Here is a 10899-nt window from a genome sequence, read left to right as displayed (position 1 = left end):
GCATGTTTGACCCGAAAGAGTACGATTCTTGGTACGACAGACACCGAGAAATCTTTGAGGCTGAGGTGAAGGCCCTGAGACCCATGATTGAAAAATACCCGAATCCCAAGCTGGAAATAGGTGTAGGCACGGGAAGATTCTCTCAGGCCCTTGGCATAACGTATGGCATAGACCCTGATCAAGGTATGCTTGAACTAGCCAGAAAAAGGGGGATAGATGTGATTAGGGGTATTGGAGAGAATCTGCCGTACAAGGATGAGAGTTTTTACGCTGTTCTCATATCCACCACGCTCCCATTCCTTAGGAATGCCAAAAAGGTTGTGGAAGAGGCACACAGAGTTCTGGTAAATAACGGCGGACTTGTAATAGGCTTCATACCCCGCAACTCCCACTTTGGAAGGAAGTACACAAGAATTGGAGAGGAGGGTGACGAAAGGTTCAAAAATGCACACTTTTACACCATGGAGGAGGTTGAATCTCTTCTTGAAAACCTTTTCTTCATCGTTAGGGTAAGAAGTACCCTTCTGGGAGAGGATATTTCCCTGAACGTGGTTGATGGATACAGAGAAGACGCCAGTTTCGTGGCTATTGAGGGTGTGAAAATTCAAAATGTTTAAGAATAATGAGATTATGCCTCACCTATGATGTTCTGTCCCAAGTGCGGCTCTTTAATGCATCCCAAGGATGGAAAATGGGTCTGCTCAAACTGCGGCTACGAGATTCCGATTGAAAATGAGGAAAAGAAGGAAATTGTGGCAGAGGCAAAGGAGAAGGAGATGATCGTCATATCCTCCCAGGAGGAGCTCAAAGCCCTACCCTACGATGAGAGCGTGATGTGCCCCAAATGCGGGCATGTAGGTGCCCACTGGATGCTTCAACAGACCCGTGCAGCCGATGAGCCGGAAACAAGGTTCTACATATGCCCCAAATGCGGGCACCGGTGGAGGGAGTATTAGGCGTATCCCACAACATCCGATTTTTTACCCTTCGGTTTTTGCTGCATGGCCTGGGCGGGAGGCGGTATCGGAGGTGGCAGGCGTATTTCCTTGGCTATGAGAACTCCCTCAATAACACAATTGTTTATTATCGTACCGTGTATCTCCTGAGCAACATCATCTGGCATCCTATGGTCGTTTTTCCACTCTTTCATCAATTCCTTAACATTTCCCTCGTAAATCACCACACCATCAAAGATTATAACCCCTATGCCGGAATAGGTTATGGTAAACTTGAAATCAACCTTGGCGTTTTTCACATCAACCTGGGTTATGGATATTATGCTGCTGTTATTGTCAATTCTTATCTCCCTAGGCGCGTTTTCTGGCTCTATGAACCTCTTGGCCTCAATACCATCGATTCTGAACATCTTTATCATAGATGCACCCATGGCCTCAACACTTATCTATTTTCCCGTTGAAAGGGTTTGCATCTCCCGATATAATTCTCCAAGCAGTTCTTCATAATCCCTTCTTCCATTTTCCAGATCATCCATTTTCCTTTCAAGATTCCTTGTTCTCTCTTCACTTATGAATTCTCCATAATTATCCCTCAGAAATTCGTAAACTTGCCTGCCTCTTTCCGTGGGAATGAGAACATTTCTTTCAATCACATACCTTCTGAGAAACAACTTGGAAATTATTGTTGCGTAGGTGCTGGGTCTTCCTATACCCCTGTCTCTCATCAACCTTATCAGATCTGCCTGCGTGTAGGGCCTTAATTTTATTTTTCTTCTCTCAACTTCAATTTTCACCCTTCCCTCCGGTAGAGGCGCGTATTTTTTCACCCTAAAAGGATAGAGTTCCACCGATGTTCCCGTGGCATCCACAATCAGGGGAAACTCTATCTCCTTGTTCTCTGCACTTATTCTGTACCTCATGATCCTTATCTCCCCATCGCTCTGGGAGGCCATGAATCTCCTAAATATGAGATCGTAAATTGCCACATGCTCTTCACTAAGTTTGTAGGTAAATACACCCTCCTTAACATACCTCTTCAGATCCTCAGAACTTAGTGCTCTTGTGGGTCTTATGCATTCATGGGCCCCCTCTTTACTCCATGACCGACCTCTGAAATCCTCTCCCAGGTATTTCCTTGCAATTTTCATACCTTCTGGAGAAACATGGGTTGAATCCGTGCGATGATAGGTTATGAGACCCATCTCAAAAAGTTCCTGCAGAATTCTCATACTATCCCCGGCACCAAGATTTAAAATCGTGTTTGCATCCTTCAGAACCTCGTCCGTGGTGTATGGGGACACAGCATAATTCTTGACCTCCTCTCCAATCCTCTCCACAACGCCGAGAACGTCCCTGGTCCAGGGAACCTTCACATCCGTGCCCTTCAGGAAATACTCCACCCTCACCTCCTTGGATTTATCGTACCTATCAATCACCCAGCCAAGCACCGGGGTCTGGGCCCTACCTGCAGATAGATTGCGCTCTCCGAATTCTCTCCATAGGATATGGGAAAGCTCAAATCCAATCCACCTATCTTCAATCCTCCTGACAATCTGTGCTTTCACAAGGTTTTCATTGAAATCCCGCACACTCTCTGTTGCTTGGATAATAGCCCTCTTGGTGACCTCATGGAACTCTGCCCTCTTTATGTATTTTGCAAATGGGGCAAGCAGATTTCTCAAGTCCCAAGCGATTTTCTCACCCTCCGTATCCGGGTCCGTGCCTACTATAACCTCCTCACACTCCTGGGCAAGTTTTCTAAGAACCTCTATTTGCATCCCGGCATGGTATATGTTTTTTGAACCGCAGACCGGGCATTTGGTGCCTTCCGTGAATTGATAGCCACAGTCCCGGCACTTTCTTATGGGTGCATAAATAGGGACAAAATGCTTTCCAACCTCAACACCATGGTATCCGCGAGAGGTTGTTAAATCAACTGTGTGACCAAGGGAAGGCGCTATGGTTAGAACCCTGTTACCTATGGCAACCTCGTAAACTATTGCGTTGCCTATTATCCTCAAATTTGGCTTGCCAAAGAAGTGTGCAATGTGCCTCGCCTTGTTCGGGCTCTCAACCACGAAAAGTGCAGGTCTTATTATCTCACTTTCATATCCTTGTTCCCTTACCTTCTTCCTATCCCTATCAATTTCCTCTTTCAATTTTTCCAGGTCAATCTCGTCAATGGGCGAGAACTCTATGCCGTAAATCTCTGCGCGAGCAGATAGAATTTCAAGCAAATCTGGATCATCAAGTACAAAGGATGCTCCCTTGGTAAGTCCCCCTGCGTAAAGACGGGAAGCACGCCCAGAGCCCTGAATGTAGGTCTTCAAATCGGGAAAAATTATGTGACCATCCCTGTAAACAAACCCCCTACCCTGAAGGGCCCCCCGTTGCAGAATTTTTTTGATTTCCACTCTAATCTCATAAATATCATTTTTTTCAAGGGCTTTTCTAAGCAGGGGGTTCTTTTCCCGAAGGAGATGAGCGACTGTTATGAGAATTCTTTCACCCAGAGCATCAACATCATCCAAACCTATTTTGAATCTGGGTATTCCATAGAAAATCACATATCTTACCCGCTCTGGCATGTCCAGGCCCCTTATGAGTGAGCCGTAGGGAGTCGCCACACCCACAAGAAAATCAAGTTCGCCCTCTCTGAATCTCTCGTAGGATTCCTTGCTCTCGGCCAAAACGATGCCTGAGCGGGGAATTAAAGATGCTATTCTCCTTGCTTCCTGAGCAGTAGGTGCGAAAATGAGTGCTCCAGGTCCCATCACATTCAGGATATACTCTAATCTTTCCTTCGGGGCTGTTATGTCATCCACATTTCTCACCGCGTTACGAATGTTGCCCACATCAAAGTTTAGATGCTCTCTCAGAATTTTCGTGTTGTATCCCCTGGTTCCGGTGGCGGTTGAAACCATGAGAATCCCCTTTCTGTGCATAATGCCAAGAATCTTCTCAAGGTTCCTTGAGCCCTTCAGCAGGGAGTCAACATCATCAACAAATATGAAATGGAACCTTTTACCCCTGAGCGTGGCATATCTCCTTCCAAGGTACGCCGTTGTGGTGATGAGAATTTTGAAATCTCCCCTCTTTATTCTGTTTTCCATCTCTTCCTTTTCACCCCTCCCCATCCTTCCGTGATAGTGAGCAAAGTCATCAACTCCGAGTGAATGCAACTTTTCAACAAACTCCTTCAGAATGAGCGTGGTGGGCACGATTATATATGTCTTTTTTCCCTCACTGGCGAGGTAGGCGGCCATCATGATTCCGAACAAACTCTTACCTATCCCGGTGGGTGCTATGGCCGCAAAGGAATCGCCTGAAAGAACGCGTCTTGCCCACATTCTCTGCATTGCCCTGGGCCTTGAGCCCAAAGTTTTTAAAAAGAATTCTTCAAATTTCTTGTATTTCTCCTCCAGATAGTTTTTATTCAGAGGAGTATTCTTATGGAAGCACCTGCCATTTTCAATCTCTTCCCATGTCAAATCTCCCCTGCAGATGGGGCAAAGCTCTCCATACACGACAGGAATCATAAAAAGAAATGTGCTTGGGGGTATTTAACCTTTGATGGCCTTGCGGATCTCGTGAAGCAATTGTGCGGGGTTCTCTATTGGATAGTTCAATTTTTGAAGTATGTCCTCCATTGCAATCCCATTTATCCTGTACCCTTTCGATCTATCAAGCAGGAGTTCCTTCTCAACTGGAAAATCAAGACCCTTTATCTTTGAAAGGACATGCACAGCCCAGTCCACCCCAAGAGAGCGAGCACCCTCCTCCATGGCCTCAATACGCTCATCAAGATTGTCCCTCTTCTCCCTTATTGCCCTGTACGCCAGTTTTGCAAGTCCTCCAGCAATATGCTCCTTCTCCCTCCTCTCTCCCTCAAGATATGCCTTCACACTCTCCTCGTCTGCACTGAGAATGTTTTTCACCGTTTGCTCCGTTATGCCCAGGTACTCTGCAATCTCTCTGTTTGTCTTTATGGCCTCGTTCTTTAGCGCGACCACATAGGCAGCCTCAGCCAAACTTGGTAGCCATGTTAGATTTCTGTACTCAACCAAGTTCTTCAGTCCACCCAGAATTCGTATGCTCTCGTGGAATATCCTCTCGGCCAGTGCATCTATATTACCCTCCTTGACAGGTCTGCCTAAGACTTCCATCTCAATCACCTCCTGCAACCTTGCCCAACGGTTCCTTTATATCTATCAATCCCGTGTCAGTTATTTCAAATAAGTATGTCTCAGATGCATGGGGCACCAGGCGGCACCCGTCTATGCGTATCGTGCGCACAACCTCTCCAATTTTCCTCTTGTAGAGAGAGGCAGCCCACTTGCTCATTATGACCTCTTTATCCATAACTATGGTGCCATCCACAATGTGCGCCACAGCTAGACCGCCGGCAGCCTCTGCAGTCTCACTGCTCTGTGAAGACCTCTTCTGGGATACGAGCAGCGCTGTTTGGTTCCATTTCTTCAGAAAGTTGAAAATCTGACGCACAATCTGCCTCGCAAGCACCTCACGATGCTCATATAGGCCTGTGATGCTGTCTATGACCACATTCTTCGTGTTCTTCTTCTTTATGGCGTAGGCCATCGTATCAAGCAGGACACCCACATCCTCTCTCAACTCCACATTCTGGGATGCGTCTATGATTATCATATTCCTTTCCAAGCTCTCAAAATCAAGCCCGAGCACCTGGGCCTTCTGCTTCAGGGCAGAATAGAGAAAATTTGCAGGTGACTCAACGGTAACGAATAAAACGGGATAATTTCTTGCAGCCTGATAAACTGCAAATTGCTCAGCAAGAAGAGACTTGCCGGTATCGGGTATGCCCGTGACATTTATCACGGCCAGATGAGGGATTCCACCAAGGGGCTTCTTCACATAAGTATCCTTTTTCTCATCGTATTGCACAGTATAGAACATCTCATCAAGTTTCGTACCCGTGGGTATGCCGAATATCCTTGGCGCCTTATCCCTCAACTCCGCCAGTTCGTAGACTAGTTCCTCGTGTTTCATAGTTAAAATAAAAATATTCTTCTATATAAAATTTACGCTAATTTGAAGTATGGGAAATTCTTATATACGTTGTTTCACATTAATTCAGGAGGTGGACAGGATGAGCAAGAATGGTTTGATCGCCATAATAGTGGTAGTGATTCTAATAATTGCAGGAGTTGCAGCGTACTATGCCATGCAACCCTCAAAACCCAAAGAAAAGGTTTTGGTTGTCGGTACCGCGTCGGGATTTCCTCCATTTGAGTATGTGGACCCCAACACACACAAGGTTGTAGGTTTTGACATAGACCTAATAACAATGATTGCCCATAAAATAGGCTACGACAAAGTAGAAGTTAAGGATATGGAATTTGATTCTCTGATTCCCGCACTTCAGGCAGGAACAATTGAGGTAGCAATAGCAGGCATGACAATAACCCCTGCCAGGGAAAAGGTCGTGGATTTCAGCAAACCGTACTGGCATGCTGATCAGGCCGTGGTTGTGAGAAAGGATTCTAACATAGTGGTTAACTCACCAGACGATCTCAGGGGGATGAAAATAGGGGTTCAGACAGGAACAACCGGAGAGATATATGTGATGAAGCATGTGGGAAAGGACAACGCCACGATAAAGAGCTATCCGAGCTACGTTGAGGCACTACAGGCGCTGGTAAATGGACAGATTGATGTTATCGTGGTTGACACTCCGGTAGCCCAGAGTTTCACTCATAAATATGACGTGAAGATAATTCACACCTTTGACACAGGTGAAGTCTACGGCATTGCGGTGAAAAAGGGAAATACCAAACTTCTCAATGAAATCAACAATGCACTGACACAGATAATGAACTCTCCAGAGTGGGATAAGCTCGTAGAGAAATACTTCGGCTCCAACTCCTGAGGGATGAATGACCCATGGAGATCTCCCTTGCTACTGCCTTGGGAATGCTCCTAGATGGGGCAAAGATAACCATCATACTTTCATTTTTTTCTATTTTCCTCGGACTCCTGATAGGGCTGCTAGTGGCGATTGGAGAAACCTACGGAGGAAAAGTAATAAAATACATTTCCATGGGATATGAGAACATAATCCGCGGTATTCCACTTCTGGCCATATACTTTATTCTGTTCTTCTCCATACCAATAATGATCGGTATAGGAATGTCCCCATTTTTAACCGCAGTGTTGGGTCTTGGAATAAGATCCTCTGCGTACCAGTCCCAGATATTCAGAAGCGGTATTCAGGCTGTAGATGAAGGGCAGATTGAAGCAGCGCAGGCTCTAGGCATGAACAAGTGGGATATAATAATACACATAGTGCTTCCACAGGCGCTTAGATTCTCACTCCCGGCCTGGATGAATGAATATACAATAGTTCTCAAGGACACATCCATTGCTCTGGCCATCGGAATTATTGAATTAACTGCAAGAGCGAATCAACTTGTAACTGTAACCCTGCAACCATTTCTTTACTATGGATTGGCCGGATTACTCTACCTTATAATGGTTCTCTCGGTGGGTTATTTATCAAGTTATCTGGGCAAGAAATACCAAATCAAGGGTGTAGGGGGTGTGCTTCGTGCCTGAAGAGGTTCTTAGGGTAGTGAACCTGAAGAAAAAATTTGGTAGCAATCAGGTAATAAAGGGTGTTAATCTTTCCATAAAAAGGGGAGAGACAAAGGTAGTGATTGGCCCCAGCGGTGCAGGTAAGAGCACTATGCTGAGATGTCTGAACAGATTGGTTGAACCGGATGAAGGAGCCATATACTTTAACGGAGTAAACATAATGTCCAAGGATGTGGATATAAGGAAGATAAGGTCAAAGATAGGTTTTGTTTTTCAGCATTTCAATCTTTTCAAGCACTTAACTGCGCTGGACAACGTGAAAATCGGCCTAAAAGTAGTAAAGAAGATGAATGACGAGGATGCCACAGAGAGAGCCTACAAGGCCCTTGAGGCAGTAAAACTAAAGGAACACGCAGAGAAATATCCAGCAGAACTATCAGGGGGACAGCAACAGAGAGTTGCAATAGCAAGGGCTCTGGCAATGGACCCTGAAATAATTCTCTTTGATGAGCCCACATCTGCCCTAGATCCGCAGCTTGTGGGAGAAGTTCTGGATGTTATGAGAAATCTCGCTAAAAACCATGTGACAATGCTTGTGGTAACCCATGAGATCGGATTTGCTCTCACCGTGGCGGATGAGGTACTCTTTTTTTACGATGGAGTTATATGGGAAAAGGGTCCCCCCAAGGAGATCATCTATAATCCCAAGAAAAAGGAAACAAAGGATTTCTTGGGGAGGATATTTGAGCTTTACTCAAGAGGTGAATCACAGTGAGCTGGGCCTATATTCTTTCCCAGATTTCTCAGGGCATAATTGTGACATTGGAACTCACTGCCCTTGGGCTTACTGGTGGATTTATCTTGGGGTTTCCCCTAGCAGTAGCAAGAACATACGGCAGACGATTTTCAAAGTGGGTGGCTGTTGGATACATAGAACTCATAAGAGGGACACCCATGCTTCTTCAACTCTATCTCATAGGTTTCGGATTACCCCTTCTTCTAAGACAGTACTTCCCAAATTTCGTTATGAATGTTTTCTGGGCTGCGTCTCTCGGGATGATGATCAACAGCGGTGCCTATCAGGCGGAGTATATAAGAGGCGCATTCAAATCAATTGATGTTGGTCAGGCTGAAGCTGGGATAGTACTTGGAATGTCAAAGTGGCAGATTATAACAAGAATAATATTTCCCCAAGCCTTCCGGATTATGCTACCAAGCTGGACCAACGAAATAATATACCTGCTAAAATATTCTTCTCTGGCCATGCTCCTTGCGGTACCTGAAATGATGTATCAGGCAAAACTTGTAGCTGCAGCAACGTTTATGTACGCTCAAGTATATCTTGTAATTGCTGTGCTATACCTTGGTTTTTCAATAATTATCACACAGATAATGCGCACTGTTGAAAAGAAAATATACATTCCCGGCGTTACAACCGTTAAGAGGGGTGCGCTATGAACCCCGAAGATGCCGTTGTAAAACTAAACAGGGAACTCGGAAAGCAGGACGATAACCTGTTTGAGGTTATCCAAATATATGAGAACTTCTTTGGAGAGTACATAGTGCATCTGAAGGTAAACAGGATGGTCAAGGCATCTTACTCCTCACTCAAAAAAATAGCGGAAATCACAGGAGCCAAGGATATACTGATTGAGAGGGCCGAGGGAGATAATCTGGCGGAGATAAAATTGATGCTGCCCAAAAATTAAATTTAAAGAATGTTATTTTGTCTCTATGAGAAAAACGAAGATAATCTCCACACTCGGCCCTGCAGTCGAGGGAAAGATGGATGAGCTGATAAAAAGCGGGTGTGATGTTGCACGTTTCAACACAGCCCATGGCTCGGTTGAGGGGCATTTGGATATGTATAAAGAGTTTCTTGAAGCTTCTGAGAAATCCGGGAAGATAACCGCCACCATGCTGGACATAAAGGGACCTGAACTTAGAGTTAGCGCGTGTTCCAAAAATTTTGTGATAGTGGGAGATACGGTAACCATTGGGGATGATGGAGATATTGAATTGAATCATCCTGAGGTATATGATGTTCTCACCCCAGGTAATAGGGTTCTCATACACGATGGAGATATTGTGATGAGGGTTGTTAAAATTGATCCCATAATCCATGCTGAGGTCCTAATCGGGGGCATAATTGGGCCCAAGATGGGTGTGAATGTTCCAGGGGTTCACCTACCGATTGAATACTTGCAAGAAAGAGACAAGCTATTTTTGAGGAAGATGAAAAATGTTGATTTTGTGGCAGCATCCTTTGTGAGAAATTCCAGGGACATAGTGGAATTGAAATCTTTTATGAAGGATTTAAATATGCATTCCAAAATCATAGCCAAAATAGAAAATCAGGAGGGTGTGGATAACATAGAGGACATAATCGAAATTAGTGATGGTATAATGGTGGCCCGAGGAGATCTCGGAACGGAAATACCCCTAGAAAATCTTCCCCGTGTTCAAAAATACCTTCTTGAGATGGCCATTCAGCATGGAAAGCCAGGAATAATAGCTACACAGATACTTGAGAGCATGATCAGAAATCCTCACCCAACAAGAGCAGAGATCTCGGATATAGCCAACGCGATACTTGATGGGGCCGATGCACTGATGCTATCCGGAGAAACTGCTGTGGGTAAGTACCCAATAGAGTCTGTCAGAATTCTCTCCAAGGTTGCTGAGAAGGCTGATTCTCTTGCCGAAAAGAAGTCACTAATAGAGCTTAGAGGTACCCTATCGGAGAGCGTTAGCAATGCTGCGGTACTTCTTGCCATGGAGATAGATGCAGATGCTCTTCTGGTCCTGACCAGATCCGGTAAGACAGCAAGGTTGGTATCACGACACAGACCATCAACGCCCATACTTGCAGCGTCGCCCTTTCCTGAGGTGGTTCATGCACTCGCCCTCAACTGGGGAGTCACACCCTATTTGATTGAAAGTTTTGAGTACTCCGATGAAATGGTTAGAAAGGCCCTGAACGTTGCCGAGGAAAGGGGGTATGTGAAGAGGGGTGATGTAATAGTAATTGCAGGGGGTGAGCCAAGAAGCGTTTCAGGAACCACAAACTTTGTCTGGGTCCAGCTTGTTGGGGAGGTGATTGCCAGAGGCAATGGATTCGGTGAGAAAATCGTTCATGGTAAGATATGCAGAATTCCTAGAAAATGCGATATAGTTCTTCTGTCAAATATTGATTCCTCTGAACAACCTGAAAATGTGCGAGGTATTGTCGTGGAATCAGATACTTACGATCCTTCTCTATTGAGGGAAATTTCCCGCAGGGGCATATCAATTCTGGCCGGTACGGGGACTTTGAACGTTGAAAACGAAGAGGTTACCTTAGACCCAAAAAGGGGAATAATATGGAAATAAA

Annotated in this window: 12 protein-coding genes; 8 read left to right on the top strand and 4 right to left on the bottom strand. The window is 45.2% G+C overall.

The features are described 5' to 3' along the window. The first annotated feature begins 2 nt into the window (after positions 1 to 2). Both ACIM339_RS04875 and ACIM339_RS04870 read left to right on the top strand, forming a co-directional pair. Positions 3 to 617 (top strand): class I SAM-dependent methyltransferase, encoded by a 615-nt coding sequence (locus ACIM339_RS04875; RefSeq protein ID WP_015283503.1) that lies wholly within the window; start codon positions 3 to 5, stop codon positions 615 to 617. 27 nt (positions 618 to 644) lie between these two features. Beyond that, positions 645 to 956: a transcription factor S gene (locus tag ACIM339_RS04870; RefSeq protein WP_048103797.1), complete on the top strand. Its 312-nt coding sequence runs from the start codon at positions 645 to 647 to the stop codon at positions 954 to 956. Here ACIM339_RS04870 and ACIM339_RS04865 read toward each other — a convergent pair. Genes ACIM339_RS04865 through ACIM339_RS04850 form a run of 4 tightly spaced genes read right to left on the bottom strand, consistent with a single transcriptional unit; the run spans position 953 to position 5981 of the window. Continuing rightward, positions 953 to 1375, bottom strand: coding sequence for a hypothetical protein (locus ACIM339_RS04865; RefSeq protein ID WP_015283501.1), 423 nt, complete (start codon positions 1373 to 1375; stop codon positions 953 to 955). The genes ACIM339_RS04870 and ACIM339_RS04865 overlap by 4 nt on opposite strands. A gap of 27 nt (positions 1376 to 1402) precedes the next feature. Next, complete coding sequence (gene rgy / locus ACIM339_RS04860; RefSeq protein WP_015283500.1) at positions 1403 to 4495, bottom strand: reverse gyrase; 3093 nt, start codon at positions 4493 to 4495, stop codon at positions 1403 to 1405. 24 nt (positions 4496 to 4519) lie between these two features. Beyond that, complete coding sequence (locus ACIM339_RS04855; protein WP_015283499.1) at positions 4520 to 5122, bottom strand: regulatory domain protein; 603 nt, start codon at positions 5120 to 5122, stop codon at positions 4520 to 4522. 1 nt (position 5123) lies between these two features. Beyond that, a complete protein-coding gene (locus ACIM339_RS04850) occupies positions 5124 to 5981 on the bottom strand; it encodes a KaiC domain-containing protein (protein WP_015283498.1) in 858 nt (285 codons plus the stop codon). A 100-nt stretch (positions 5982 to 6081) separates the two neighbouring features. On the opposite strand from ACIM339_RS04850, the gene ACIM339_RS04845 reads away from it, so the two are divergent. From ACIM339_RS04845 to pyk, 6 genes are read left to right on the top strand one after another with little or no spacing between them, the layout of a single operon-like run. Beyond that, positions 6082 to 6861 carry a basic amino acid ABC transporter substrate-binding protein gene (locus ACIM339_RS04845; RefSeq protein ID WP_015283497.1) on the top strand — a complete coding sequence of 260 codons (780 nt, stop codon included), beginning with the start codon at positions 6082 to 6084 and terminating at the stop codon, positions 6859 to 6861. Positions 6862 to 6875: 14 nt separating this feature from the next. Continuing rightward, the gene (locus ACIM339_RS04840) at positions 6876 to 7547 is read left to right on the top strand and encodes an amino acid ABC transporter permease (RefSeq protein ID WP_015283496.1); all 672 of its coding nucleotides are present in this window, start codon (positions 6876 to 6878) and stop codon (positions 7545 to 7547) included. Then, positions 7540 to 8301 (top strand): amino acid ABC transporter ATP-binding protein, encoded by a 762-nt coding sequence (locus ACIM339_RS04835; protein WP_015283495.1) that lies wholly within the window; start codon positions 7540 to 7542, stop codon positions 8299 to 8301. Before ACIM339_RS04840 ends, ACIM339_RS04835 begins: the two co-directional genes overlap by 8 nt. Beyond that, on the top strand, positions 8298 to 8984 hold the full coding sequence (locus tag ACIM339_RS04830) for an amino acid ABC transporter permease (RefSeq protein ID WP_015283494.1): 687 nt from the start codon (positions 8298 to 8300) through the stop codon (positions 8982 to 8984). Before ACIM339_RS04835 ends, ACIM339_RS04830 begins: the two co-directional genes overlap by 4 nt. Next, entirely contained in the window at positions 8981 to 9235 is a 255-nt protein-coding gene (locus tag ACIM339_RS04825) for a hypothetical protein (protein WP_015283493.1), read from the top strand. Before ACIM339_RS04830 ends, ACIM339_RS04825 begins: the two co-directional genes overlap by 4 nt. A gap of 25 nt (positions 9236 to 9260) precedes the next feature. Then, positions 9261 to 10898: a pyruvate kinase gene (pyk, locus tag ACIM339_RS04820; RefSeq protein ID WP_015283492.1), complete on the top strand. Its 1638-nt coding sequence runs from the start codon at positions 9261 to 9263 to the stop codon at positions 10896 to 10898. Position 10899 lies beyond the last annotated feature (1 nt).

Source organism: Aciduliprofundum sp. MAR08-339 (assembly GCF_000327505.1).
GTDB lineage: Archaea > Thermoplasmatota > Thermoplasmata > Thermoplasmatales > Aciduliprofundaceae > Aciduliprofundum.
The sequence above is the reverse complement of the archived record's forward strand: the minus strand, read 5'-3'. Positions and strand labels throughout refer to the sequence as shown.

Excerpts from the sequence above, each read along its gene's own strand:
- ACIM339_RS04875 (WP_015283503.1), top strand. The coding sequence starts at position 3 with ATGTTTGACCCGAAAGAGTACGATTCTTGGTACGACAGACACCGAGAA.
- ACIM339_RS04870 (WP_048103797.1), top strand. The coding sequence starts at position 645 with ATGTTCTGTCCCAAGTGCGGCTCTTTAATGCATCCCAAGGATGGAAAA.
- ACIM339_RS04865 (WP_015283501.1), bottom strand. The coding sequence starts at position 1,375 with ATGATAAAGATGTTCAGAATCGATGGTATTGAGGCCAAGAGGTTCATA.
- rgy (WP_015283500.1), bottom strand. The coding sequence starts at position 4,495 with ATGATTCCTGTCGTGTATGGAGAGCTTTGCCCCATCTGCAGGGGAGAT.
- ACIM339_RS04855 (WP_015283499.1), bottom strand. The coding sequence starts at position 5,122 with ATGGAAGTCTTAGGCAGACCTGTCAAGGAGGGTAATATAGATGCACTG.
- ACIM339_RS04850 (WP_015283498.1), bottom strand. The coding sequence starts at position 5,981 with ATGAAACACGAGGAACTAGTCTACGAACTGGCGGAGTTGAGGGATAAG.
- ACIM339_RS04845 (WP_015283497.1), top strand. The coding sequence starts at position 6,082 with ATGAGCAAGAATGGTTTGATCGCCATAATAGTGGTAGTGATTCTAATA.
- ACIM339_RS04840 (WP_015283496.1), top strand. The coding sequence starts at position 6,876 with ATGGAGATCTCCCTTGCTACTGCCTTGGGAATGCTCCTAGATGGGGCA.
- ACIM339_RS04825 (WP_015283493.1), top strand. The coding sequence starts at position 8,981 with ATGAACCCCGAAGATGCCGTTGTAAAACTAAACAGGGAACTCGGAAAG.
- pyk (WP_015283492.1), top strand. The coding sequence starts at position 9,261 with ATGAGAAAAACGAAGATAATCTCCACACTCGGCCCTGCAGTCGAGGGA.